At 36.5% G+C, this 24612-nt stretch carries 28 protein-coding genes and 1 riboswitch; of the genes, 17 read left to right on the forward strand and 11 right to left on the reverse strand.

Annotation, left to right across the window (positions count from 1 at the left end):
• Window positions 1-21 precede the first annotated feature (21 nt).
• Window positions 22-807, reverse strand: coding sequence for a hypothetical protein (locus ACODR7_RS09595; RefSeq protein WP_488838821.1), 786 nt, complete (start codon window positions 805-807; stop codon window positions 22-24).
• Window positions 808-909: 102 nt separating this feature from the next.
• Here ACODR7_RS09595 and pafA point away from each other — a divergent pair, with 102 nt between their 5' ends.
• From pafA to ACODR7_RS09610, 3 genes are all read left to right on the forward strand, one after another.
• Entirely contained in the window at window positions 910-2556 is a 1647-nt protein-coding gene (gene pafA / locus ACODR7_RS09600) for an alkaline phosphatase PafA (protein ID WP_488838822.1), read from the forward strand.
• 171 nt (window positions 2557-2727) lie between these two features.
• A riboswitch (cobalamin riboswitch) is annotated at window positions 2728-2904 on the forward strand.
• Between the two features lie 33 nt (window positions 2905-2937).
• The gene (locus tag ACODR7_RS09605; protein WP_488838823.1) at window positions 2938-4779 is read left to right on the forward strand and encodes a TonB-dependent receptor plug domain-containing protein; all 1842 of its coding nucleotides are present in this window, start codon (window positions 2938-2940) and stop codon (window positions 4777-4779) included.
• 16 nt (window positions 4780-4795) lie between these two features.
• Window positions 4796-5866, forward strand: coding sequence for a YncE family protein (locus ACODR7_RS09610; protein ID WP_488838824.1), 1071 nt, complete (start codon window positions 4796-4798; stop codon window positions 5864-5866).
• A gap of 163 nt (window positions 5867-6029) precedes the next feature.
• On the opposite strand, the gene ACODR7_RS09615 is transcribed toward ACODR7_RS09610, so the two are convergent.
• From ACODR7_RS09615 to gldB, 9 genes are all read right to left on the reverse strand, one after another.
• Window positions 6030-7448 (reverse strand): CCA tRNA nucleotidyltransferase, encoded by a 1419-nt coding sequence (locus ACODR7_RS09615; protein ID WP_488838825.1) that lies wholly within the window; start codon window positions 7446-7448, stop codon window positions 6030-6032.
• A 37-nt stretch (window positions 7449-7485) separates the two neighbouring features.
• Window positions 7486-7830: a nuclear transport factor 2 family protein gene (locus ACODR7_RS09620; RefSeq protein WP_488838826.1), complete on the reverse strand. Its 345-nt coding sequence runs from the start codon at window positions 7828-7830 to the stop codon at window positions 7486-7488.
• A 107-nt stretch (window positions 7831-7937) separates the two neighbouring features.
• The gene (locus tag ACODR7_RS09625) at window positions 7938-8486 is read right to left on the reverse strand and encodes an L-threonylcarbamoyladenylate synthase (RefSeq protein WP_488838827.1); all 549 of its coding nucleotides are present in this window, start codon (window positions 8484-8486) and stop codon (window positions 7938-7940) included.
• Window positions 8487-8758: 272 nt separating this feature from the next.
• On the reverse strand, window positions 8759-9187 hold the full coding sequence (gene tnpA / locus ACODR7_RS09630; protein ID WP_488838828.1) for an IS200/IS605 family transposase: 429 nt from the start codon (window positions 9185-9187) through the stop codon (window positions 8759-8761).
• A gap of 271 nt (window positions 9188-9458) precedes the next feature.
• The gene (locus tag ACODR7_RS09635) at window positions 9459-9971 is read right to left on the reverse strand and encodes a DinB family protein (RefSeq protein WP_488838829.1); all 513 of its coding nucleotides are present in this window, start codon (window positions 9969-9971) and stop codon (window positions 9459-9461) included.
• A gap of 88 nt (window positions 9972-10059) precedes the next feature.
• Window positions 10060-10512: a GNAT family N-acetyltransferase gene (locus tag ACODR7_RS09640; protein ID WP_488838830.1), complete on the reverse strand. Its 453-nt coding sequence runs from the start codon at window positions 10510-10512 to the stop codon at window positions 10060-10062.
• A 67-nt stretch (window positions 10513-10579) separates the two neighbouring features.
• The gene (locus ACODR7_RS09645) at window positions 10580-11722 is read right to left on the reverse strand and encodes a cystathionine gamma-synthase (protein ID WP_488838876.1); all 1143 of its coding nucleotides are present in this window, start codon (window positions 11720-11722) and stop codon (window positions 10580-10582) included.
• A gap of 134 nt (window positions 11723-11856) precedes the next feature.
• A complete protein-coding gene (gene gldC / locus ACODR7_RS09650; RefSeq protein ID WP_076596144.1) occupies window positions 11857-12180 on the reverse strand; it encodes a gliding motility protein GldC in 324 nt (107 codons plus the stop codon).
• A 32-nt stretch (window positions 12181-12212) separates the two neighbouring features.
• Window positions 12213-13196, reverse strand: coding sequence for a gliding motility lipoprotein GldB (gene gldB / locus ACODR7_RS09655; RefSeq protein WP_488838831.1), 984 nt, complete (start codon window positions 13194-13196; stop codon window positions 12213-12215).
• A 52-nt stretch (window positions 13197-13248) separates the two neighbouring features.
• Between gldB and ACODR7_RS09660 the strand changes: the two genes are divergently transcribed.
• From ACODR7_RS09660 to ACODR7_RS09690, 7 genes are all read left to right on the forward strand, one after another.
• Window positions 13249-13887, forward strand: a complete 639-nt coding sequence (locus ACODR7_RS09660) for a leucine-rich repeat domain-containing protein (protein WP_488838832.1) — start codon at window positions 13249-13251, stop codon at window positions 13885-13887.
• An 11-nt stretch (window positions 13888-13898) separates the two neighbouring features.
• A complete protein-coding gene (locus ACODR7_RS09665) occupies window positions 13899-14429 on the forward strand; it encodes a GNAT family N-acetyltransferase (RefSeq protein WP_488838833.1) in 531 nt (176 codons plus the stop codon).
• A 77-nt stretch (window positions 14430-14506) separates the two neighbouring features.
• The gene (locus ACODR7_RS09670) at window positions 14507-14674 is read left to right on the forward strand and encodes a hypothetical protein (protein ID WP_488838834.1); all 168 of its coding nucleotides are present in this window, start codon (window positions 14507-14509) and stop codon (window positions 14672-14674) included.
• Window positions 14675-14685: 11 nt separating this feature from the next.
• Complete coding sequence (gene nadE / locus ACODR7_RS09675; protein WP_076596141.1) at window positions 14686-15477, forward strand: NAD(+) synthase; 792 nt, start codon at window positions 14686-14688, stop codon at window positions 15475-15477.
• Between the two features lie 26 nt (window positions 15478-15503).
• Window positions 15504-16007, forward strand: coding sequence for a ribonuclease domain-containing protein (locus tag ACODR7_RS09680; RefSeq protein ID WP_488838835.1), 504 nt, complete (start codon window positions 15504-15506; stop codon window positions 16005-16007).
• Between the two features lie 75 nt (window positions 16008-16082).
• Window positions 16083-16706, forward strand: coding sequence for a Zn-dependent protease (locus ACODR7_RS09685; RefSeq protein WP_488838836.1), 624 nt, complete (start codon window positions 16083-16085; stop codon window positions 16704-16706).
• Complete coding sequence (locus ACODR7_RS09690; RefSeq protein WP_488838837.1) at window positions 16703-17014, forward strand: barstar family protein; 312 nt, start codon at window positions 16703-16705, stop codon at window positions 17012-17014. Before ACODR7_RS09685 ends, ACODR7_RS09690 begins: the two co-directional genes overlap by 4 nt.
• A gap of 235 nt (window positions 17015-17249) precedes the next feature.
• Here the strand turns inward: ACODR7_RS09690 and ACODR7_RS09695 are convergent, their stop codons facing one another.
• Window positions 17250-17732, reverse strand: a complete 483-nt coding sequence (locus ACODR7_RS09695) for a cytidine deaminase (protein ID WP_076596136.1) — start codon at window positions 17730-17732, stop codon at window positions 17250-17252.
• A 100-nt stretch (window positions 17733-17832) separates the two neighbouring features.
• Between ACODR7_RS09695 and namA the strand changes: the two genes are divergently transcribed.
• The 7 genes from namA (at window position 17833) to ACODR7_RS09730 (ending at window position 24605) form a co-directional block, all read left to right on the forward strand.
• Window positions 17833-18885: an NADPH dehydrogenase NamA gene (gene namA / locus ACODR7_RS09700; protein ID WP_488838838.1), complete on the forward strand. Its 1053-nt coding sequence runs from the start codon at window positions 17833-17835 to the stop codon at window positions 18883-18885.
• Between the two features lie 30 nt (window positions 18886-18915).
• On the forward strand, window positions 18916-19194 hold the full coding sequence (locus ACODR7_RS09705) for a DUF2752 domain-containing protein (RefSeq protein WP_488838839.1): 279 nt from the start codon (window positions 18916-18918) through the stop codon (window positions 19192-19194).
• A gap of 271 nt (window positions 19195-19465) precedes the next feature.
• The gene (gene tssD, locus ACODR7_RS09710; protein ID WP_002977458.1) at window positions 19466-19870 is read left to right on the forward strand and encodes a type VI secretion system tube protein TssD; all 405 of its coding nucleotides are present in this window, start codon (window positions 19466-19468) and stop codon (window positions 19868-19870) included.
• A gap of 148 nt (window positions 19871-20018) precedes the next feature.
• Window positions 20019-21950, forward strand: a complete 1932-nt coding sequence (locus ACODR7_RS09715; RefSeq protein ID WP_488838840.1) for a type VI secretion system Vgr family protein — start codon at window positions 20019-20021, stop codon at window positions 21948-21950.
• A 1-nt stretch (window position 21951) separates the two neighbouring features.
• Window positions 21952-22122, forward strand: a complete 171-nt coding sequence (locus tag ACODR7_RS09720) for a hypothetical protein (protein ID WP_156106421.1) — start codon at window positions 21952-21954, stop codon at window positions 22120-22122.
• Between the two features lie 61 nt (window positions 22123-22183).
• Complete coding sequence (locus tag ACODR7_RS09725) at window positions 22184-23158, forward strand: DUF2931 family protein (RefSeq protein ID WP_488838841.1); 975 nt, start codon at window positions 22184-22186, stop codon at window positions 23156-23158.
• Between the two features lie 34 nt (window positions 23159-23192).
• A complete protein-coding gene (locus ACODR7_RS09730; protein ID WP_488838842.1) occupies window positions 23193-24605 on the forward strand; it encodes a phospholipase effector Tle1 domain-containing protein in 1413 nt (470 codons plus the stop codon).
• Window positions 24606-24612 lie beyond the last annotated feature (7 nt).

A 24612-nucleotide genomic window follows, 5' to 3' on the forward strand; every position in this document is an offset into this window, starting at 1 on the left:
ATGATTGAATTTAAATGGTTTTTATTTCTTGTTTATAATATATTCTCCGTCTACCATCAGTTCTATATGAGGCCCGAGTAAAGGGTACTCTTTAAAGCTTCCGAAATGACCGAAATGAAGAGGGTATTTCTGGGTAAGTTGTCTTACTTTACTCCCAAATGAATTAATGTCAACCTTCTGAAAAAAATCTTTTCTCTGTCGGCCATTGGTGAAAAAGAGCATCAGGTTACAATGATCTTTACAATCGAAATCATTATAGTAAAATACATGGATGTTTTCCTCTCTACATATCGATACTAAGTCATCAATAAGCCTCTGTTTGTATGGTAAAGGAAGATTGCAATCAATTCTGGCAGCATAATTTTCTGCATTACTTTTTTTGAAATCCGAACCCACCATCTGAATGAAACGGTGTTCTATATTTTTGAATTCGTCTCTTTCCGGAGCAAAACTTTTGGTGGATTGAATGGTAAAAGGAATGCTGAAATCCAATGATACAGCATTTTCCCGGATTAATAGTTTTTCTATTTCCAATGCAAACTGAAAGTGGAAATCAAAAAGCATATAGTCACCGATATTGATGACGATTTGATTTTCATCGATATTCAGGTGTAAATATGTTCTTTTAAAACCTGATTTTAGCGCTTCCAGCTGATGGACAAAATCATCTGTATTTTCCACCCGTATTCTGGCGGTCAATTCAGCAGGGGTATCGGCATGTCCTCCAAGTCCCGGATAGAATTTGAAAAACTGAAAGTCATATAAATGATCCGGGAATTTGAAATACCAGTATACACCTAAAATCATAAAAGATTGGTTGATAATTGTACAATAATCAAATTTAAGTAAAATTTCACACTTCAAAACTTTCAAAACCCTTAAATTTGTCACCAATAAAAATTTACTTGGATGCTTAGGAACATTTCAATTGCGGCAGCTACTTTATTCTCCGTAGTTACAATCAATGCACAGAAGAACAGAAATACCCAACTTGAAAGACCCAAATTAGTTGTGGGGCTGGTAGTAGACCAGATGCGTTGGGACTATTTATACCGTTTTTATGGTAAGTATGGAAATGATGGTTTCAAAAGACTTTTGAATACAGGATATTCTTTAAATAATGTACATATTCCTTATGTTCCTACCATTACGGCTTTGGGACATACATGTATCTATACGGGATCTGTACCGGCAATTCACGGGATTGCAGGAAACGACTGGACGGATAAAGAAACGGGTAAAGGAGTTTATTGTACTGCAGATGACAGCGTTCAGCCGGTAGGAACTACCAATATAAAAACGGGAAGCCACTCTCCGAAAAATCTTTGGTCTACCACAGTAACTGACGAATTGAGACTGGCAACAAACTTCCAGGGAAAAGTAGTGGGGGTTTCCTTGAAAGACCGTGCTTCCATTCTTCCTGCAGGACACACTCCAAACGGAGCTTTCTGGTTTGATGACAGTACGGGGAATTTCATTACCAGTACATGGTATATGAATGATCTTCCGCAATGGGTAAAATCATTCAATTCTCAGAATCTTCCTGAAAAATTAGTAGCCAATGGCTGGAATACTTTACTTCCAATCAATGAATATACAGAAAGTGCACCGGACAATTCTCCCTGGGAAGGTTTGCTGGGAAGTGCAAAAACACCTACTTTCCCTTACAGTAATTTAGCAAAAGACTATCAGACTAAAAAAGATAACATCCGTTATACGCCTTTCGGAAATACATTGACATTGAAACTGGCAGAAGCTTCTGTAGAAGGTGAAAAACTGGGTGGAGATAATATCACAGACTTTTTAGCCATCAACCTGGCATCTACAGATTATGCAGGCCATAAATTCGGACCAAATTCTATTGAAGTAGAAGATGTTTATATCAGATTAGATCAGGATCTAGCTGAATTTTTTAAGTATCTTGATTCAAAGGTAGGAAAAGGAGAGTATACCGTTTTCCTTTCTGCCGACCATGGTGGAGCACATTCTGTGGGATTCCTTAAAGAACATAAAATCCCGACAGGTTTCTTCGGAGAAGATGCGGAAAAGAATCTGAACCAGAAACTGAAAGAGAAATTTGCGGCAGATAAACTGGTTAATGCCATTGATAACTACCAGGTTTATTTTGACAGAAAAGTATTGGCAGATAATAAGCTTGAGCTGGATGATGTAAGAAACTTTGCTGTAAAAGAAATTGAGAAAGATCCTACCGTTTTATATGCTGTTTCTGTAGACAAAGTTCAGGAGTCAAGCATTCCGGAGCCAATCAAACAAAGAATTATTAATGGCATCAACAGACAGAGAAGTGGAGATATCCAGTTAATTTCTCATGACTCTATGCTTCCGCCATATTCTAAAACAGGAACTACACACAGCGTATGGAATTCTTACGATTCTCATATTCCGTTGATCTTTATGGGATGGGGAGTAAAACAGGGAGAAAGCAATAAGGAATATCATATGACAGATATTGCTCCAACAGTATCTTCTCTATTGAAAATTCAGTTCCCAAGCGGAAATGTAGGAAACCCGATTACCGAAGTTATTGGTAAATAATTAATTAAACGTTATTTCATGATATATAGCTGCTTTCAACTGGAAGCAGCTATTTTATTATTCATTTCCCATCAGATTTTGAATCTGGCGTTTTCCTGAGAAAGGATTCCCGGTCTTAAAAGATACTATCTGTTTCTAATCCCTATTTTTTGGCATATACACATAAAAAACTATCTTTGCAAAAATTTTGGTTTCCAGTATTTTGGAATGAAAAGGGAATCGGGTGTAACTCCCGGACTGTCCCCGCAACTGTAAATCGCAACAAAAGTTTCTGCAAAAAACCACTGTATATAACGGGAAGGTGCAGAATGCGAAAGTCAGGAGACCTGCCAGAGTTGTAATCATAAAAACATATTGCTTTCGGAGGAAAAGTAAAAAGGAATGGATATAAAAAGATCTTTAGTACTGCTTTTTTCATCTTATGGCTGTTTTCTTTTTGGACAAGAGAAGGCCATTGACACTATTTATGTCTTCGACAACCAGATGAACAGGGTGAAGCTTTTTCATCCCGTAAAAACAATTTCCGCAGAAGAGGCCGGGAAAAACTCCAGTAACCTTTCAGAACTCCTGAGATTTCAGTCACAGGTTTATATCAAAGAAAATGGGCGTGGTGCTGTTTCTTCCCCTTCTTTCAGAGGAACTACCGCCCAGCAGACTGCATTTGTATGGAACGGAATTAATATCAATTCTAATTTTTTAGGACAAGGAGATATCAATAATATTGCTTTGTTCGGCTATGATCAGATTGGTATAAAAGCTGGTGGAGGAAGTGTAATCTATGGAAGTGGCGCCATCGGGGGAAGTATTCACCTGAATAATACCCTTGATTTTAATAAAGGTTTCCATGGTTCATTATTTTCAGAAGCCGCTTCTTTTAATACTTATAATAATTTTGTAAAAGGTTCTTACAGCAACGATAAGTTCACTTTTAAAGTTTCTGGCAATCACTCAATAAGTAAAAATGATTATCAGGTTGAGGTGGATAAAAGAAAGACTTACAGTAATGATAACGGACAATATTATAATACGAATATCAATATAGCAACAGCCTATAAAATTGCTCCGCATCATCAGATTTCCTGGATATCAGAATTTTTTAATGGGCAACAACATTATCCTGTTCATTTTGGAGATTTGGAAAACAAAACAAAATATGAAACTCAGAATACCCGAAGTTTACTTTCCTGGGATTGGAGTACTATAAAATTTAGTAACTCATTCAAAACAGCTTATACAGAGGAAAATTTCCAGTACTTTGGTAATATTAACGGTGCTGAAACCAGCGGAGGGGTAGGGAAGAATTATATTCTGAAAAATGATTTTAATTATTTTCTGAATTCAAAGTGGAATGTTAATATTATCGGTGAATTTCAAATTAATAAAGGGAATGGAGCAGGTAGTTCAGGAATTGGAAATATTAACAGAAGTGCAGGATCTATTGCAGGATTACTGCGTTATTTTCCAACAAAAGATTTGCGTTTTGAAGCGGGAATCAAGAAAGATTTTGTAGAAGATATAAGCTCTCCTGTTCTGCTTTCTTTTTCAGGAAAATGGGATATTGTAAAATGGTATGATGCTGAATTCAATTTTTCAAGAAACTTCAGAGCACCATCATTTAACGATTTGTATTGGGCTCAGGGAGGTAATATGAATTTAAAACCGGAAACTTCTTACCAATTTGAATTAAGAAACCACTTTAAAATAGGAGACTTTAAACTTTCCGTCACTCCTTATTACATGAATATCCGGGATATGATCCGATGGTTGAGAACTCCTGCCGGATATTATGGAGCTTCAAATACCAATAGAGTCGAAACATATGGACTGGAATCCCAACTGGAATTTGAGAAAAAACTTGGAAAACATATTTTGAAATCTAATCTTGGATATTCTTATACAAAGTCAACAGATCTTGATATTCAAAAGAAGCTTATGTATGTGCCTCTTCATAAATTTATTGGAAACATAGATTATCAGTATGATTTTGTGAAGGTGTATGTACAAGGGATGTTTAATGGATTAACGTATACAGATTCTAATGAAACCAAGAGTGATGCTTTAGATCCATATTTTGTGATGAATGCCGGTATCAGTACAACTTTCTTTAAAAATTATACACTAGGTTTTAAAATAAATAATATTTTGAATGAAACCTATTATACCATGCTTTCTTATCCATTACCTAAACGAAATTATAGTCTCACTTTAAATATCAATTTTTAAAATAAATTAATTATATATGAATATTAGAAAAATTTTATCTCTTGCATTCGCTTCTATGTTACTTTTCAATGTTTCATGTAGCACAGACAGCAGCTATGAAAGTACTGATGATGGAACGCTTAGATTTGACTCCGGAGTGCTTATCTCCAATGAAGGTGGTTTTACCACTACAACTTCTGAAGTTTCCTTTGTAAGCAATGATCTTACTACAGTATTTAATAAGATCTATGGAATGAGTAATAATAAGGAAGACCTGGGGAAAGTCCTTCAGACTATAGGGTTCAATGGAAACCGTGCTTATCTGGTATGTAATATTCCTAATAAGATTGACATTGTAGACCGTTATACATTCAAGAAACTGACTACTGTAACGGCTAACCTTGATGGTGCAAGATATATTGCTTTTTCAGGAAACCAATATTATGTAACCAACAATAATTTTGATACTCACAAAAGAAAACTTAATATTTATAATATTTCGGATAACTCCTTTGTGAAAAGTATTGATTTTACAAACGCTGCTGAAAAAGTAGTTGAAGCAAGCGGAAGTATCGTTGTTCAGACTGACGGTGTGGGTTACGATGCAAGCTGGAATCCAATTCCGACAGGATATACTGTAACCGTTGTGAATCCGTCTACAAATGTGGTAAGTTATACGGTAAACCTTCCAAACGTGGGAATTATTAAAGACCTTATCTCATATAAAGGAAATGCTTATGTACTGGTTTCAGACAATACAAATTCATTTATCTATAAAATTAATACGGCAAACGGTACTTATGAAACTACCACTTTGACAGCTATACCTAAAGTTCAGAAGCTTAGAGCTGATAATGACAGATTCTATTTTATCACCGATACCAATAAGATATATACAATGGCTGTTGGATCTACAACAGTTCCAACAACTCCTATTACTACAGCTGTAGGGGATGTATATGGATTTAACGTAATCGATGGTAAAATTTTTGCTGCAGATGCAAATTATAGTACAGATGGTAAAGTGAATATTTATAATGCCTCTAACGGTATTTTACTGAAAAACTTTACTGCAGGAATTGGAACAAATGGATTCTATAAAAACTAAATACTACGCTTCGGCGTATATCTTATAATTTTTTATTTTTTCATCATTTGTGTTTTTTTCCGGCCGGTTTCGAAGAAACCGGCCGGCTTTGTTTTATATTTTGAATACGAAAAAGCCCGGCGGGATGGAACATCCCGCCGGGCTTTTTCGTATTTGTATTGAATTAGATTGTCAGTCCCAATTTTTCTGCTTCAGCAATAACAAACTTTGTGGCTTCTTCTTTTTCATTAGGAATTTCACCTTCCAGAATAGCTTCTTTCACTTTCTCTTTCAAGATACCAATTTCGCGGCCAGGCTTAAGGTTAAACATTTCCATAATCTCTTCTCCGGTGATGGGCGGCTGGAAATTTCTTACCTGATCCTTTTCTTCTACTTCTTTGATTTTTACCGCTACATATTCAAAGTTTCTTTTGAATTTCTCCTGCTTTTTAGAATTTTTAGTGGTAATATCTGCCTTACAAAGCGTAAAAAGATCTTCCAGATTTTCTCCGGCATCAAATAAAAGCCTTCTCAACGCAGAATCTGAAGCATCATCAGTAATCAAAGCAATTGGTCTTGATGAAAGTTTTACCATTTTCTGCACATATTTCATATCACTTCCCAAAGGTAATTTTAATCTTTGAAAAAGCGTTTTTACCATTTTTGAACCCAAAAATTCATGTCCGTGAAATGTCCATCCCGTTCCCTCTACAAACTTTTTTGTAGGAGCTTTTCCAATGTCATGAAGAAGGGCAGACCAGCGAAGCCAAAGATTATCGGTATTCACAGAAATATTATCTACAACTTCCAGGGTGTGATAAAAGTTGTCCTTATGGGTTTGTCCTTCTACTTCTTCTACGCCTTTCAGTTCGATTAATTCAGGAATAATCAGTTTCATAAGACCGGTTTGTTCCATCAATCTCAGTCCGATAGATGGTTTTTCAGAAAGCATGATTTTATTGAATTCCACCATGATTCTTTCCATAGAAACAATCTTGATTCTTTCTGCTTCCTGCTGGATAGCTTTCAGAGAGTCTTCCTCGATTTTAAAATTTAAAGTAGAAGCAAAACGCACTGCTCTCATCATCCTCAACGGATCATCAGAATAGGTTTGCGCCGGTTCTAAAGGGGTTCTTAAAATCTCTTTTTCAAGATCTCCGATTCCGTTAAACGGATCAATCAGTTCTCCGAAATTATTTTTATTTAAAGAAATAGCCATCGCATTGATGGTAAAATCTCTTCTTTTCTGGTCATCTTCAAGACTTCCGCCTTCCACTTCCGGCTTCCGGCTGTTTTCTGTATAGCTTTCCTTTCTTGCTCCCACAAACTCAAGTTCAAGTTCTTTATACTTGATCATGGCCGTGCCGTAAGTTTTGAATACCGAAACCTTTAATTTAGGATCTATATCCTGAGCTACGTTCTGAGCAAGCTCAATACCGCTTTGTTCCGTTACAAAATCTATATCCGTAGAAGCTTTTCTGTTCATCAGAAGGTCTCGTACATAACCGCCCACAATGTATACGGACTGGTTATTCCTTTCTGCTGCTTCAGAAATGATTTTAAATAGTTTTAAATTCTTATTTTGATTAAGATTAATTTTCATCGTTAATAATAGTGACAATTTCTACGTATGTTACCCATTAATCATAATGAGCATACATTCTACTAATTTTTCCCTCTTCATTAAAAAACATGACTTCAACAGCATGTTTATCCATAATCGACTTATAAAATAATGCTGCCGAATCTACTCCCGCGGTGGAATGTATCAGATCAAAATGAAGATCCGGAAATTTATCCAATGCCTTTCTCCAGTATTCATGAACTGCCTCTTTTCCTTTTAAAGAACTTTCTTTACCGCCGGTAGCCAGTGCGATCATAGGAGTTGTAATCTCAATATCATCCGAATAATGGGAGAGTATCTCCTCCAGATCATGAGAATTCCATGCATTAATCCACATTTGAGCAAATTCATGATGATCCATAGCAAATAGTTTATGAGTTGAGTTTGCAAAGATAGAATTAAAAAAAAGAAATCCTGCCGATATAAACTGACAAGACTCTAAAAAATTAACATAAAAGTTCAGAATTCTTATTCTCTAAGAACTTTTATCCTGTTGTCATTCCATATTTTGATTACTGATGAACCTGAGTATTTTGAAACCTTTTCTCTGTCTTCTTCCACTGCGTAATCTACAAGGCTGATCATCTCCTCAGAAATATCAGAGAATTTCAATGGACTTTTTTCGCCACTGAAATTGGCGGAAGTAGATACTAAAGGTCTGTTCAGTTTTGTAATCAGTTTTTTACAGAAATCATTTTTTACCAATCGGATTCCAATGCTTCCATCCTCAGCAAGAAGTTCTTTAGGTAAGCCTCTTGGATTTTCATAAACAATGGTTATCGGCTTTTCACTCAGATCAATAATTTCCCATGCCATTTCAGGAACATCCACCAGATCCTGTAGTCTTTTTTCAGATTCTACAAGGATGATCATGGATTTATTTTTTTCACGCTTTTTGATGTCAAAAATTTTATTGACAGCTTCTATATTGGTAGCATCACAACCAATTCCCCAGATGGTATCTGTAGGATAAAGAATGGTTCCGCCGGATTTTAATATTTCAATAATATGTTCCATAATTGTATGTGAATTCAATCAGTGGATAAAGGTAGAAAATCTATGAATTTCAGGCAAAAAATAAGGATATAAATGTGCCCGTATTGATAGGTTTTGGCTAAAGCCAATGGAATGATATGTAACATGAAAACGGGCTAAAGCCCGTTCCTACTGATGTTTTTTATTAATCAGTGGAATATTAAAAAAAACGTTGAATATCTAATTCAATAGAAATGGGCTTTAGCCCATTTAAATAAAAAGAAACAAATCCTTAGACTTTAGCCAAAACCTACTCATTTCTTAAAACTATATTTCTCAATAAACTCTCTATATTCATCACTAAAACTTTTTTTCTGATGATGCTTCTCCTGATTCTTAATGTAATTTCTTACAGAATCTACCATAGATTCAGAAACGGAGACTGCAAAATATTCATCCTGCCATGAAAACTTTCCTTTTACAAGATCATTCTTATTAATCCAATGTGATGATTCTCCCTTTATTAATTGTACAATTTTTTCAATGTTCTGATTAGAACCCAGAGAAATAAGACAATGACAATGGTCTGAATATCCATTAATCATATCTAAAAATATCCCTTTTTCTGTAGCATATTCTTTAATATGTTTCCAGACCTTAAGACGTATGTTAAATGTATTGAGAAATGGATCTCTATTTCTTGTAGAAAAGACAAGATGAATATAAATTTTGATAAAAGCCATTTGTGTTGTTTTATCAAAAGTAATGTTTTTTAAGTTTCGGCTAAAGCCAATGGAATGGTATGTAACATGAAAACGGGCTAAAGCCCGTTACTATTAATGTTTTAATGATAAATGTATTATATTTTGTATAGTGTCATAAAGATATGATTTCATGAATTATTAGAGCTTTTATTCTATTCAATAGAAATGGGCTTTAGCCCATTTAGATAAAAAATTACCAACCTTCTGACTTTAGTCAAAACTTATAATAATTAAAAATCTTTTTAATTTCCTACATCCATCCCAATTTCGATAAATACCTCTCCTCAATAATATTCAGGTGGTGATAATTGTGACCTACAATAAGCTTTCCGATGGTTTCTACCGTAATTTCATGGCCATTGGCTGTTCCTGTATTTTGTAGAGCAGAAGGTTGAAGCGTTTCCAGTAGAATCTGAGAAGATTTTCTAACCAGTTTGTATTCCTCCAGAAGAGACTCAAGAGTTCTTTCACTGGCAAAAGATTGGTCTGCATATTCATTCTCGTCAAATCCCGGAAGATTGTTTTTCTCTCCTCTTGCGAAAGCTAATATTCTGTACTGGAAAACTCTTTCTGTATCGGATAAGTGGAGTAGAAGTCCTTTCAATGTCCATTTTCCTTCTGCATAAGCAAAGTCAGATTGTTCTTCGGTAAGATTGGAATAAATTCCAATGGTTTTGTCTGCAGATACCTGCAGTTCATTGATCCAGTTTCCTGATGGAATCTGATCTAAGTATCTTTGAATATATTTTTGAAAGTCGGTCATATCATTTTTTTATTTTTGGGGTACGGGTTTTCTAGTTTCTAGATTCGGGATGGTGAGTGTAATATATCAATTACTCATTACTCATTACTCATTGCTCATGATTAGTCCACTCGTAGAAATTGACAGAGTCATAAAGCTCAAATCCGCATGATGGATAAAGCTGATTTCCGATATCATTGCTTTTTCCTGTTTCTAAAAGAATACCACAGGCTTTTGATGAACGGCAGTGTTCTTTAGATTCTTCAATCAGCTTTTTAGAATAGCCTTTTCCTCTGTGGTTTACATTGACGTAAAGGTCGTTCAACAGCCAGTAACGCTGCATTCTTGTAGATGAAAATATGGGATATAGCTGTACAAAGCCTGTCAGGATTCCATTTTCTTCCACAACAAAAATTTCGGAATCTTTATTTTCAAGCCTTTCCTTAAGAAAATTGGTCGCTGCGGGAACGTCTGATGTTTTATGATAAAATATTCTGTACTGGTCAAACAATTCCGCCAGTTGTGGTAAGTCGGAAAGAACAGCTTTTCTTGTATTTTTCATAGTATTAGCGGTGTTATAATAAAATGAGAAAGATGATGTAATCCTTCTCATTTTAATGTATTGTATATTAAGAAAAAGCTTTCTCAAGATCTGCAATAAGATCTTCTGCATCCTCAATACCTACGCTTAAACGAACAAGGTCATCGGTGATTCCCAGTTCAGCACGTTTTTCTGCAGGAATTGAAGCATGTGTCATCAAAGCAGGGTGGTTAGCCAGAGATTCTACTCCTCCTAAAGATTCTGCTAAGGTGAATACTCTTACTTTTTCCAGAAATTTGATCGCATCTTCTTTCTTTCCGGATTTGAAAGTGAATGACACCATTCCTCCGGATTCCTTCATCTGAGATTTTGCCAGCTCATATTGAGGGTGAGATTCCAATCCCGGATAAATTACTTTATCTACCGCTGGATGTGTCTCAAGGTATTTAGCTACTGCAAGACCATTGTCAGAATGTCTCTGCATTCTCAACGCCAATGTTTTGATTCCTCTTAATACAAGATAAGAATCGTGAGGTCCCAAAATACCACCACTTGCAAACTGGATAAAGTGAAGCTTTTCTCCCAGTTCAGCATCTTTAGCAATAAGAGCTCCTGCAATCACATCGGAGTGTCCTCCTAAATATTTTGTTGCAGAATGCATTACAATGTCAGCTCCCAAATCAATAGGTCTCTGGATATAAGGTGTAGCAAAAGTATTGTCTACGGCTACTAAAATATCTTTTCCTTTTGCAATATCTACAACCGCTTTGATATCTACTAATTTCATCAAAGGGTTAGTTGGAGTTTCTACCCAGATCAGTTTTGTTTTATCCGTGATAACATCAGCAATTTTAGAAGCATCGTCAAAATTTACGAAGGTAAATTTCAGCTGGTATTTTTCAAAAAGTCTGGTGAACATTCTGTAGGTTCCTCCGTAAAGATCATCTACAGCAATCACTTCATCACCTGGATTTAATAATTTCAAAACACAGTCGATCGCAGCAAGACCAGAACCGAAAGCTAAGCCTCTCGCTCCGTTTTCAATACTTGCCAAAGAATCCTCTAATGCCTGTCTTGTAGGATTAGCAGCTCTTGAATATTCATATCCGGAATGTACTCCCGGGCTTTTCTGTGCAAACGTAGAGGTTAAAAATACAGGTACATTTACAGAACCAGTTGCAGACTCGTGGTGCTGCCCTCCATGAATTACTTTTGTGTTAAAATTCATAATTTTTTGCTTTAGGCTATGAACATTAAGCAGATATATCTATTGATTAATGTTCATTGTTTTTAATAAAATTTGCTCTAGCTGAATGCAAAAAGCTTACCGCTTACCGCCTCCTGCTTATTGCAATTGTTTTTTTTTTACTTAATAGCAGATTTTACCGCAAATTCTTCTGCAATTTCCTCCATCCACTGCGCTACATCCTCTTCTCCGGTTGCTCTCTGATACGTGCTTCCTAAAGATATTAAAATCTGGTGGATAAACATCTTCATCTGATCTACAGGCATTTCCTTGGTCCAAAGATCAATTCTTAATGCTTCTCTTGTTTTATCATCCCATACAGAAATCATAGTAGCTTTGGTATCTTGTTTTTCTATACCACCATCCTGAGCATTCCATGTAATATTTTCCGGTACGTGATTTTCATCAAGCTCTACATCTATCGTAATCTGAGTCTTTCTCATTTTTCTATTTTTTCTAAATTCTAAAATTTTCTTTATTTAAGTTTCGGTTTATAACCGGATTGATTAAAAATTGTGGTAGCATCCATTTTCAGGAACTCTGTTAACTTCGTTTCAGGTTTTTCCTTAAGATATGCTTTACAGATCTGCCATCCTGTAAAAATTCCGATTTGCGGGGAAGATTCATTGTCAATTTCTGTATAAAACTTCGAGAATGGTCCGGGTGAAATAAAACGTTCTCCCAGTCTTGGATCATCGCCGAAGATCAGATTACTTTCTACAAAATAATTCCAGATATTGGCTTCATTACCGGTTGCCCATTCATATTGCTTCTGAGTATAATTCATTTTCAGATAATCAGGCGTATCCGGAAGAAAAGCATCCTGAAGAATCATTACTTTTCCGTTCAGAATAATCTGATCAATGAATTTCTGATGATCAGGAGATTCTGTGACAATATTTTCTGCAAAAAGCTGTGATACCTTCGGAACAATATTCTGCGGGTTCATCGATTTTTGAAAATACAGCTCCAGTCCTTTATAATTGGGATTTCCATCACCCATAAAACCGGTAACATCTATAAATAAGAGATTCCCTTTTTCATCATAAAATATCGGATCCTGAACCATCTGTAGGGCAGATGAAAACAGATATACTTTGGGATTTTTAAATTGTGGGAAATAATACTTGATGTGCGAAAATAAACTCTGAAGCTCATTTTGCAGCTTTGTCTGATCTATTTTTCCAATAGCTTCCTTGTAGATTTTTATCTCTTCAGCATCCGCTCTTCTTTTTCCAAAATCAGCATCAGAAACACTTCCCTGAAACCACGGGAACTTAGCTTTAAACTGATCCAGAGGAATATCCGGATTGTAAAATTCTTTGGAAATATCTGTGATGTCAACTTTTTGGGCAGTTTGTTTTACTTCTACCTTCCATTGATTTTCAGGTTCTTTTTTACAGGAAATAAGTCCGGCAGCTAAAAGAGAAGAAAGTGCAATATATCTAAAAATCTTCATTATTTTTACATGGAATTTAAGTTTACAAAAATAAGGATTAAATACACAATTTATGATGAAAATAAAAATATTTACAACCGTTTGCCTTATTTCAGGACTTCCTTTTTTCTATGGGCAAACACTTGAGTTTAAAGATAAAAACTTTGAAAAAGCAGTGCTCGAAAATTTTGACCTGAATAAAAACGGAATGCTTGAATCCCCGGAAGCTGGTATGGTTACGAATCTGTTTCTTGTTAAAAAGGGAATTACTACCACGGAAGATCTGCGTCTTTTTAAAAATGTAAAAATGATTGTCCTTGATGATAATATGATCCCGAATATTGTAATAAACAATCTTGATCAGCTGGAATTGTTTTCGTGCACAGGATGTAAAATATCCTCATTCAAAGCAGAAAACCTGAAGAATTTAACCTCATTATACCTGGATAATAACCTGTTGGAAAGTATTTCGCTGACAGGAATTCCAAAAATTGATCAATTAACATTATCTTTAAATCAATTAAAAACAATAAATCTGCTTCAGTTTAAAGTATTAAGAAAACTGAATGTAGAACATAACAAGCTTCAACAAATCGATATTTCCGGTAATTCTGCCTTACAAACCCTTAATATAGCAGGGAATAAGATAAGAAAAACAGATATAAAGAAAGGCACAAAAACGGAGGTGACCATTTTTGGAGCTGAAGAATAAAACTAATAATTATGAAAATAGAAACTGAACGACTTATTTTAAGAAAACTCGAAGATGATGATTTTGAACGGGTATTTCTGCTGGATTCCAATCCTGAAGTCATGAAATACATTGGTGTGCCGGTTTTGAAGAGTATCAATGAATCAAAAAAGGTCATCAGCATGATTCAGAAACAGTATGAGGAAAATGGAGTCGGAAGATTTGGAGTGGTGGAAAAAGAAAGCGGACTTCTGATAGGTTGGAGCGGGTTGAAATTACTTACCCATGAAACCAATGGGTACAAAAATGTATTGGAACTGGGATACCGTTTTCTGCCGGAATCATGGGGAAAAGGTTATGCCACGGAATCAGGAAAAGCTTCTCTGGAGTATGGTTTTAATGATCTTAATGCGGAAGTTATTTATGCGTATGCTCATTCCGAACATGATGCTTCCAACCATGTTTTAAGAAAATTAGGATTTGAAAAAAACAGTGAATTTGAAGAACCTGACGGAATTTGCTTTTGGTACGAACTGAAGCGCGAAAATTATAATAAAAAATGATAACAGTATAACAGGAAGAGAAAAAGACGACCAACAGATTTTTCAATTGGCAGAAGAAGCTTTCATAGAAATAAAAAATGCGAGATTGCTGTGCATATTCTCTTTACAAAAAAACAAGTAATTTTGGAATTTCTTTTCCATTTGATATTCCGGAAGAAAACGGAATGGCTGTAGAATTGGTAAAAGACGGATTAAAAGATAAAAAAAGAGGAGCGAAATACCCTCATAAATTTGAAATAGACTAAAAAAATAAACGATGCAGACACAAAAAGTAATAGATCACATTGTAAACTGGTTAAAGGATTATGCTACAAATGCCAAAGTAAAAGGATATGTAATTGGAGTTTCCGGAGGAGTAGATTCCGGAGTTGTTTCTACTTTAGCAGCAATGACAGGCATGAAAACATTACTGATCGGAATGCCGATCCGCCAGAAAGCCGATCAGGTAGATCGTGCGCAGGATCATATGAATGACCTTAAATCCAGATTTCCCAATGTAGAAACAATCTCTGTAAATCTGACCCCGGCCTTTGAAGAGATCTATAAAACCTTTCATGTACATGATGAGGTGTATCCCAATGAGAATTTGACCTTTGCCAACACAAGAGCACGTCTTAGAATGCTTACACTTTATTATTATGGACAGCTGAACGGGCTTCTGGTATGTGGAACAGGAAACAAAGTGGAAGATTTCGGAATTGGTTTTTATACAAAATATGGAGATGGCGGAGTAGATGTGTCACCCATTGCAGACCTTTATAAAACTGAAGTATATGAACTTGCGAAAGGATTAAATCTGATCAAAAGCATTCAGGAAGCCATTCCTACCGATGGACTTTGGGATACGGAAAGAACAGATGAGCAGCAGATTGGTGCTACTTATCCGGAACTGGAAAAAATCCAGAAAGAATATGGAACTAAGACGGCTGACGATTACGAAGGACGGGATAAAGAAGTATTCCTGATTTTCGACAGAATGCATAAGGCTGCGAAACATAAAATAGATCCTATTCCGGTTTGTGATATTCCTGAAGAATGGAGAGCATAGAAATCGTATTACATTAAATTACAGCTATGAACGGAAAAATAAGATCTGTTTTTTTTATATGTCTGGGACTTCTTTTCGGAATGTCTGTGATGTATGTCTACAGAAATTTTATTGAAGATAAAAAAGATCAGTCAGATTCTGTAAAAAAAGAAACAGTGAGTTACGGAAGTGCTTCTTCGGAGGGAAATTCCTCTGCTCAGGTTTCTATAGATCAGCTTACGGAAGAAAAAACGGTGATCAGCTATGTAAAACAAAATCATAAGCTGCCGGATTATTATATCACTAAAAATGAAGCCAGAAAACAGGGTTGGAATCCTTCCCAAGGAAATCTTTGTGACGTACTTCCGGGAAAAGCTATTGGCGGAGATCATTTCGGAAACAGGGAAAAACGTTTGCCGGATGGCGAAAAATACTTTGAAGCAGATGTAAATTACCATTGCGGTGGAAGAAATGCTGACCGTATCATCTACACCCAGAAGGGAGATGTGTATCTTACCAAAAACCATTATAAAAGTTTTGAAAAGCAGTAGCGTCATTGCGAGGAACGAATTGAAGAAGCAATGACCAATGTCTAATTTGCATTGTAATTATTATTAATCTTAATTTTGAAAAATTATAGTCTTTTTTACTTTATCATTCTTTTGATTCTGGCATACTCATGTTCAGAAAAGAAAGACATGGTAGCGGAAAAAGCAGTAAAACCAACCGTAACAATACTTATACAGCCATTTAAGGATATTAATCATGAAACTGTAGCAAAAGTAGCCGAAGGAATAAGAAATGTATACCCGAATGTAAAAGTTCTGGATGCGATAGAATTTCCCGAAAATACTTATTATAAAGAGAGAAGCCGGTATAGAGCCGATTCAATCATTAAGTTTTTGAATAAAGAAACAAAAGAAGGTTTTGTCACAATTGGTCTGACAGCGAAGGATATCAGTGCCACCAGAGGAACGATCAAAGACTTTGGAATCATGGGGTTGGGGTATAGACCAGGAAAAGCTTGCGTGGCTTCAAGTTTCAGACTGAGTAAAGAAAATCGGGATGAACAGTTTTACAAAATAGCCATTCATGAGCTTGGTCATACACAAGGGCTGCCACATTGCCCGGAAAAAATGTGTTTTATGAGAGATGCAGAAGGCAAGAATCCTACCAATGAAGAAAAGGATTTCTGCAAAAAATGCAAAACTTTTTTAATCAATAAAAATTGGAAATTTAATTCAATATGAAGACAGTATATATAGATTTTACAGACATAGGTGACTATGAAGATTTTTACACCCAGCTAAAGGAGAAAGTTGAGCTTCCTGAGCATTTCGGTGATAATCTTGATGCCCTTTTTGATACCATTACCGGTGATCTGGAAATGCCACTCCATTTAGAATTCGTTAACATGACTGTAGATCAGCTGGAGATATTTGAAGATCTTCTGACAACGCTGGAGGATGCGGAAGAAGAAATTGAAGACTTTAGTTTCAGCTATTATCTCGAGCAGTACGAAGACGAAGATGACGATGTAGAATCTGAAAAAAAATAAAAAAATAAAGGTTGTCCCAATACAGGAGACAGCCTTTTTTATGCTGATCCTTATTCTATAGTATTCAAATCTTTATTCTTTAACATACAAACCTAACAGGTTTCCAAAACCTGTTAGGTTTATTATATCATTTAACTGTAACGCTCATTTACGACTAATCAATGCGAAGTTTTTACTTCGCAACCTGTCAAGGTTTGAAACCTTGGCTAGGAGCTAAAAATCAGGTTTTACTTGGTTATAAAAACGTAGAGTCAAAATAGAAAGGAAGAAGGTCTTTCACTGCATGCACTTTTACAACCTCTTCATTCATACTTGAAAAATAAAGATCAATGTTTTCATTCTGCTTGGTTTCATACTCAATTAAACTCTGGCGGCATGCTCCACATGGCGGAATCGGAGGGTTTTTCTCATGAAACTCTTTAGGACCTCCAACTACAAAAATCTTTTTTATTTTCATATTTGGAAAATTGGCAGCTACCCAAAAAACAGTTGTTCTTTCCGCACAGAGTCCAGACGGATAAGCGGCATTTTCCTGGTTGTTCCCGGAATAGATTTCTCCGTTTTCTAATAAAACGGAACATCCTACCAAAAATTGAGAATAAGGTGCATAAGCATTCTCACGAGCCTCTTTGGCTCTTTCAAATAACTGTTTTTCTATATCGCTCAGCTCACTGCTATTTTTAAAATATTCGTAACCGATCTGTATGTCTTTTTTCATATATTGTCGACTAAAAAAGGGGGGTAAAAGTAGTTCTTTTTAATGAAGTGGGCAATATTTTATTCTCCCGGCAAAATTTCAATTTTTTTAAGATTAAAAAATGTTATACACACCAATAAAATTCAGAAATATAGAGTTGAAAAACAGATGGGTAATGTCACCTATGTGTATGTATTCATGTGAAAACGGAGAAGCTAACGATTTCCATTTTGTACACTACGGAAGCCGGTCACAGGGCGGTACAGGTCTTTTGATGGTGGAAGCGACAGGAGTAGAACCCAAAGGAAGAATTACCAATCACTGCATGGGAATCTGGAATGATGAGCAGGCAGAGAAATTACAGAGAATTGTGGAGTTTGTACACAAAAATTCAGAAAGTAAAATAGGAATTCAGCTGGCTCATGCCGGAAGAAAAGGGTCAACATGGAATAATATACAGATTCCTGTAGAAGAAGGCTGGGAAACGGTGGCACCAAGCCCTATTCCATATCATCCCACAGAAAGAATTCCACATACGTTAACGACAGATGAGGTAAAAGAACAGGTTCAGAATTTTAAAAATGCAGCAAGAAGAGCTGTAGAAGCTGGTTTTGATGTTATTGAAATTCATGGTGCTCACGGATATCTGATTCATCAGTTTTTGTCGCCGCTTTCCAATATCAGAACAGATGAATATGGCGGAAGTTTTGAAAACAGAATCAGATTTCTGATCGAAATTGTGGATGCTGTTAATGAAGAACTGAATGAAAATACAGCCCTTTTTGTAAGAATTTCAGGAACGGAATATGCTGAGAATGGCTGGGATATTCAGAGCAGTGTTGAACTGGCAAAAATTCTAAAAGAACATGCCGTAGATCTTGTAGATGTATCCAGTGGTGGAAATATTCATGGAGCGAAAATCCCGGTTTTTGATGGTTATCAGGTTCCTTTTTCATCCCAGGTGAGAAATGAGGCTGAAGTGAAGACAGGTGCGGTAGGATTGATTACCAAGGTAAAACAAGCCGAAGAAATCCTCCAGAAAGGCGATGCTGATCTTATTTTTGTAGCAAGAGAAATTCTGAGAAATCCATATATTGCTGTTCAGGGATCTTTTGAAATGAAAGAAGACTGCTTTTTCCCGCATCAGTATACCAGAGCCAAAATCTCTACTTAATGACCACAAATAATCTGTAAAACAACAGAAATGGATATCAATGATTTCATGCTTACCTGCCCCAGTAAAAAATTCCTAGGGGTAGAATGTCTGGGCTGTGGTGCGCAGAGAGCAATCGTATTGGTATTTGAAGGAAAGTTTTCAGAAGCATTTCAAATGTATCCTGCTGTATATACCTTATTGTTATTCTTTTTGATCCTTGGTGTAAGTTTTATAGATAAAAAAAGAAAATACAGTAATATTTTAATGATCATGGCAGTCGTTAACCTGATTATTATGGTGATTGGGTATCTATATAAACATTATTAACTATAAAAATCAATAGTAAATGTTTGATTGTGAACTGTTTTTGTGTTTTGATCTTTTGTTCGATAGTATGTAGGAAAATTTTAATAAAAAATATAATTTATTAGATTAATATTTCTTTATTGTTTTGTTATGTAGAATTTTAAAATGTCGTAGAACTACTACAATTTCTGAAACAGTGCCCTAAAAACTTTTTAAATTAGAACATGACCTTTATCTTTGTTGTATAAATCCTATATCAGGGAACAGTCGTTAATGATTAAAATGTAAGAATATGGCAGGAAATTCAAGAGGAATCTTAAAATTCAATGGAGGTGAAGGTCAGAAGTTGTTAAAGCTTAACTATAGCGTGTCAAGATCTACAGATGTTTCAGGACGTGTAGCATCTGACCCGTCAAACGCATTGATTAAAGTAACCATTGAAGCAACAGAAAAATCTGATGTTTTGGAAAGTTTATTAAACAGTAAATATAAACCAACAAGCGGAGAAATCAACTTTAATAAATCTCACGAAGAAGGAACACTGATCTCTTTGAAGTGGGAAAACGGATATGTAATCCAGCATGAAGTAGACTTCGATGCCATTGATAGCAATAATATGCTGATCAGCTTTGTAGTAAGTGCTGAAAGCATTACGTATGGAAATTCATCCTATGACGGACTTTGGCCAATGAGCTAAGTCTTTCATGAGCTAGAAATAAAAGACTGTCCTTACAAGACGGTCTTTTTTTACCTAAGACTATATTCTGCAGGATCTTTTGTTTTTAATTTTTAAACTCTCCTTCTGTAGAATAATCTTTTAGAAAACTAATCAAATCACTAAAAATATGTCAAATACACCTGGAAACTCACAAGCGGCGTCTTTTCGTCCGACGCAGAATGCAGATGGTATTTCCGAAAACCATCATACAGGTATCAACCGTCTGGTAAAGCTTTCTCTTGTCATAGAAGGGAAAATTATCAAGTACTATAAGCATTTCAAGCTTAAGCAAAGTACCAGACGGCATCACGAATTTACGCTGACACTGGCACATGATACCTTGGGAGACAGACAGACCCATTCTTTGGAAGAAGCCAATAAATTCCTTGGGAAACGGCTTACAGCTGTTATTTCCTACAAAGATATTGACAACAGCCCGGAACGAACTTTTGTGGGAGTGATTACCGGAGTAGGATTCAGTCAGGAACATATGAGTCTGGGAAATATTGTGCTTACAGGCTACAGCCCGACCATCCTTCTTGACGGTGCACCGCATATCCAGAGTTTTGGAGGCAGCCAGTCGGTTAACGTAGGAATTATTGCCGAAGAAGTAATCAAACAGGGAATTGATAAAAGCCGGTTTGACGTCAGAGTAGATGCCAATAATTTTTCCCAGATCATCTACAGCAGCCAGTATAACGAAACCCATTATAACTATCTGGCAAGAATGGCTGAAGCCTATGGTGAGCAGTTTTATTATGACGGTGAAGTTTTACATTTCGGAAAACTTCCTGCTCAGAACAAAGCGATTACCCTTACTTACGGAAGCAGCGCCAATGAAATAAAAGTTGAGCTGAAAGCAGTACATACAAAGCCTCAATTCTATGGTTACAACAGTAATAAAAATGAAAGGCTGACGTCCGGTTCTACACCCATAAAACACGTGAGTGACCTTGCGAAAACAGCATACAGTCATAACGAAACTATTTATAAGACTCCGGCTCTGCAGATGGCTCCCATTAAAGCAACTACACATTTGGATGTGGAGTACTCGCAGAAAAGTGCAGCTGGAAGTGAAGCGGTAAATGTTTTTTCTGTTTCAGGAAATACAACAGTTCCTTTCCTTCACCCGGGTTGCGTAGCAGATGTCCAGATGCGTAAACAGGATTCTAATGAAACCTCTTATTTCACAAGGATAATGATTACAGAAGCAGAACATGAAATTGATACCATAGGCCATTACAAAGGAAGCTTCGTAGGAATAGCGGCAGATACAGGGTTTCTTCCAAAACCGGAATTCACTGTTCCGAAAGCTGAACCACAGACTGCCACCGTAATTTCCAATACAGATCCGGAAGGACAGGGAAGAATACAGGTAAGATTTGACTGGCAGACCAATGATACCACTCATTTTATCCGTATGATGAGTCCTGATGCCGGAGGAACAGATCAGATTACCCAAAACCGTGGCTATGTAGCCATTCCCGAAGTGGGAGATCAGGTGATGGTCAACTTTGTGCACAGCCATCCGGACAGACCTTTCGTAATGGGAGGAATGTTCCATGGAGGAGTGGCATTAGGAGGAGGTGTTAACAATCACCTGAAATCCATTCAGACCAGAAGCGGAATCAGGATTCTGATGAATGATGAAGAAGGAAGTGTAACCATTCTTGATCCAAGCGGAAATACTTATTACATGGACGGACAAGGGAATATCAGCATGAAAGCTCCTAAAAACTTTACGTTGAATGCAGGCGACAACATCAATATCACCGCAGGAAAAGAAATATCAATAGGAGCAGGAGCAAGTATAACCAGTACCGCGAATGACAATATTATTTCCATTGCAGGAAAAGATATGAAATTTACGGCTTCGGGAGACATTACGGAAACTTCCGACACCAGAACGGAAATGATTGAAAAAGAATTCAAAAGACAGTCCGAAACATCCAATGAAATTGCAGGTGAAATTTCCATGTTCAGCGAACTGGAAAATATGACCATGCAGAGCGGAAAAATTGTAGAATTCAACAGTGCTGAAAAATCAAAACTTTTCTGATATGGCGATCATCAAAACAGCAACCAATCTACGCATAACAGTTAAAGATTCTTATCATCTGAGCGTAGGAAAAAAGGTGGAGAAAATAGCAAAGAAAATCAATGTGGAGGCACACAGAGATAATCTGGTTTTAGCAAGTAACAAGAAGATTATGTCCCATGGCCATAAGTAAATACAACCTGCTGATCCTTTTTATATGGTGTTTTTCATTAACGAATTGTCAGAATAAAAAAATGGAAGAAAAATACAGCTGGCTGGGAACCGTTTCCGCCCCGCAGGAATACCCGATGGAAGTATATGAAGGAGCTATTGTTGCCGATGGTTTTACTTACAGTTTTGATGCCATCTGGGGAACACAGAATACAGGATGGGGCAAAGAAGGCGGTACCATGAACGTCAATACCGAAAGAATGAATGCTCCTCATGAACTGGAATTTACATGGTATTCTTTGGTGGAAAATAAATTCTACACCGGAAAATGGAATCTGGATAAAGAAAAGATAAAAAGCCTTTTTGATGAAGGGTTTGTTGATCAGGATACGAAAAAGAAAGCCACTTATAATTCCTTTGTGGTAGGATTAGCTCCGCAGGGAAGAGTAGTGCTTTGGATGAAAGGTCCCGGAAACCAGAAAGAAGTAGGAGCTTTCCAGGCTCATGATACAATTATCACCAAAGAAAAAGCCTACGATAATGCTCAGTACATGCTGAAAGAAGGATTTGCAGAAAGAATGCTCAAAGACCCGTCTTACAAGACATTCAAGCCGGAAGTTCGTGAGAAAATTGAAAAAGAAGGCTATCCGCCAGCAGATATTTATAACGTATACAGAGAAAAATACAACTGGAAACCTTCCGTGATTCTTCCTGAAGGAGCTGCATGGATAGATTTCGGTTTTACCAATTATAACGGTGAGCAGGAAAATCTTTTTGATCAGAGCTTAAAAGAAAATACTTACAAGAGCAGAGCTATACCAAAATTCTGTGGTTTTTACTGGAAAGATAAAAACAATAATAGATATGCAGTATGGATAGACGCTTTTGATGACAAAGAAATATTTGATCTGTTTCAGAAATCAGGAAAAGACAAAAATATAGATCTGACCATTAAAGTAAACGAAGACAATACCAAAGTTTTAGTGTCTTTAGAATCTGAAAAAGAAAAGCTGGCCGTTACCAAAGCAAAAATAAGGGTATCTAAAAAGATAGAATGATAGGTTTCACTCAGTCAATTTAAAAACAAGAACGATGCACAACAATCAATTTGGAAGTTACACACCATCTGTATCCAAAGAGGAAGTACTGGATATTACTATTGGGATTTTTTTTGACGGAACCCTGAATAATAAAACCAATACGGAAGAGAGAAGAAAAGGGACGGATGCCCATAAAAAACATGGCGGAAAAGCTGAAGACAATACCAGCTACAATAATGACTGGAGCAATGTAGCCCGCATGTGGGATAACTATGATAAAAACTTCGGTATTTATATAGAAGGTATTGGTACACAGGATAAAGAAGGAGATGCTACGCTGGGCTACGCTTTTGGAACAGGAGATACCGGGATCAGATCTAAAGTGAGAAAAGGCTGCGAAGAGATTGTAAAAAAGGTGAAAACCATTAAAGCAGAAAAGAAGGCCGATAAAATTGCGGTTCTTACTTTCGATGTATTCGGATTCAGCCGTGGAGCTGCTGCCGCACGTAACTTTGTATACGAAATCGGAAAAGCAAAATATAAAGCCACTTCACGCACCGTTGCCAACGAAGCGGTTTCGGTGACCACTTATTCAGATGATGACGGCAAAAGTGTAGCATCAGAAGAACTTCCAAAATGGGGACACCTTGGTCTTAAACTCCAAGAAGCAGGATTAAAGGTAGATGTGTTGAAAGTAAGATTCCTGGGGATTTATGATACCGTTTCTTCCTATTCAAAATATCTGTCACCAATGCCCAATTTCAGCAATGATGTAGAAGAGCTGAGCCTGAATGAAATTGGAAAAGCCCAGACTGTAGTTCACTTTATCGCAGCCGATGAACACAGAGAAAATTTTGACCTCACAAGGGTACACATCGGAACTGAAAAAACATTTCCGGGCGTACACTGCGATGTAGGCGGAGCCTATGAAAACGGAAGGGAAACATGGGAAGAAGTGGAAACTTCATGGACTACCAGCAGCAAATTAGAAGCATTAAAGACAGAGCTTGAAAATGAAGGTTGGTATCATAAAGGTGAACTCACCATTACCCCCGGATTCTATTTGTCGTTAAGAGGAACACGCGATCTTCTGAAGACTTTCAGCTATATTCCTTTACATTTTATGGCAGAATACGGCATTGATAAAAACCTTCCCATCACCTTAAAAAAAATGACAGATGATAAATATTCCATTTTGGATGATCAGTTTTTGATAGGAATTAAAGACCGTCTCAGAACTTACGTAATGGGAGATGGCAAACCTTACTCTTTCAGACATTATAAAGAACTGAGGGATGCCTATGGAGGAAACGAAATTCCGGAAGACCGCCAGGCAGCTTATCAGAAAGAAGTAAAGGAACAGGATGATTTAAGAAAGCTTCGTCATAAATACCTTCACTGGTCAGCAAGAAGAGAAAAAATCGGTATGGATCCGAGACCGAACAGAACAAGGGTTATCCATTAGAATTAAA

The organism is Chryseobacterium sp. FG46 (assembly GCF_057809135.1).

Coding starts and splice junctions, on each gene's coding strand:
- ACODR7_RS09690 (WP_488838837.1), top strand. CDS start 16,703: ATGAAGACAGTATATATAGATTTTACAGACATAGGTGACTATGAAGAT.
- namA (WP_488838838.1), top strand. CDS start 17,833: ATGTTATACACACCAATAAAATTCAGAAATATAGAGTTGAAAAACAGA.
- ACODR7_RS09620 (WP_488838826.1), bottom strand. CDS start 7,830: ATGGATCATCATGAATTTGCTCAAATGTGGATTAATGCATGGAATTCT.
- ACODR7_RS09725 (WP_488838841.1), top strand. CDS start 22,184: ATGGAAGAAAAATACAGCTGGCTGGGAACCGTTTCCGCCCCGCAGGAA.
- ACODR7_RS09720 (WP_156106421.1), top strand. CDS start 21,952: ATGGCGATCATCAAAACAGCAACCAATCTACGCATAACAGTTAAAGAT.
- ACODR7_RS09615 (WP_488838825.1), bottom strand. CDS start 7,448: ATGAAAATTAATCTTAATCAAAATAAGAATTTAAAACTATTTAAAATC.
- ACODR7_RS09605 (WP_488838823.1), top strand. CDS start 2,938: ATGGATATAAAAAGATCTTTAGTACTGCTTTTTTCATCTTATGGCTGT.
- gldB (WP_488838831.1), bottom strand. CDS start 13,196: ATGAAGATTTTTAGATATATTGCACTTTCTTCTCTTTTAGCTGCCGGA.
- ACODR7_RS09665 (WP_488838833.1), top strand. CDS start 13,899: ATGAAAATAGAAACTGAACGACTTATTTTAAGAAAACTCGAAGATGAT.
- ACODR7_RS09695 (WP_076596136.1), bottom strand. CDS start 17,732: ATGAAAAAAGACATACAGATCGGTTACGAATATTTTAAAAATAGCAGT.
- gldC (WP_076596144.1), bottom strand. CDS start 12,180: ATGAGAAAGACTCAGATTACGATAGATGTAGAGCTTGATGAAAATCAC.
- ACODR7_RS09610 (WP_488838824.1), top strand. CDS start 4,796: ATGAATATTAGAAAAATTTTATCTCTTGCATTCGCTTCTATGTTACTT.
- tssD (WP_002977458.1), top strand. CDS start 19,466: ATGGCAGGAAATTCAAGAGGAATCTTAAAATTCAATGGAGGTGAAGGT.
- nadE (WP_076596141.1), top strand. CDS start 14,686: ATGCAGACACAAAAAGTAATAGATCACATTGTAAACTGGTTAAAGGAT.
- ACODR7_RS09595 (WP_488838821.1), bottom strand. CDS start 807: ATGATTTTAGGTGTATACTGGTATTTCAAATTCCCGGATCATTTATAT.
- ACODR7_RS09680 (WP_488838835.1), top strand. CDS start 15,504: ATGAACGGAAAAATAAGATCTGTTTTTTTTATATGTCTGGGACTTCTT.
- ACODR7_RS09635 (WP_488838829.1), bottom strand. CDS start 9,971: ATGACCGACTTTCAAAAATATATTCAAAGATACTTAGATCAGATTCCA.
- ACODR7_RS09640 (WP_488838830.1), bottom strand. CDS start 10,512: ATGAAAAATACAAGAAAAGCTGTTCTTTCCGACTTACCACAACTGGCG.
- ACODR7_RS09625 (WP_488838827.1), bottom strand. CDS start 8,486: ATGGAACATATTATTGAAATATTAAAATCCGGCGGAACCATTCTTTAT.
- tnpA (WP_488838828.1), bottom strand. CDS start 9,187: ATGGCTTTTATCAAAATTTATATTCATCTTGTCTTTTCTACAAGAAAT.
- ACODR7_RS09660 (WP_488838832.1), top strand. CDS start 13,249: ATGATGAAAATAAAAATATTTACAACCGTTTGCCTTATTTCAGGACTT.
- ACODR7_RS09730 (WP_488838842.1), top strand. CDS start 23,193: ATGCACAACAATCAATTTGGAAGTTACACACCATCTGTATCCAAAGAG.
- ACODR7_RS09670 (WP_488838834.1), top strand. CDS start 14,507: ATGCGAGATTGCTGTGCATATTCTCTTTACAAAAAAACAAGTAATTTT.
- pafA (WP_488838822.1), top strand. CDS start 910: ATGCTTAGGAACATTTCAATTGCGGCAGCTACTTTATTCTCCGTAGTT.
- ACODR7_RS09705 (WP_488838839.1), top strand. CDS start 18,916: ATGGATATCAATGATTTCATGCTTACCTGCCCCAGTAAAAAATTCCTA.
- ACODR7_RS09715 (WP_488838840.1), top strand. CDS start 20,019: ATGTCAAATACACCTGGAAACTCACAAGCGGCGTCTTTTCGTCCGACG.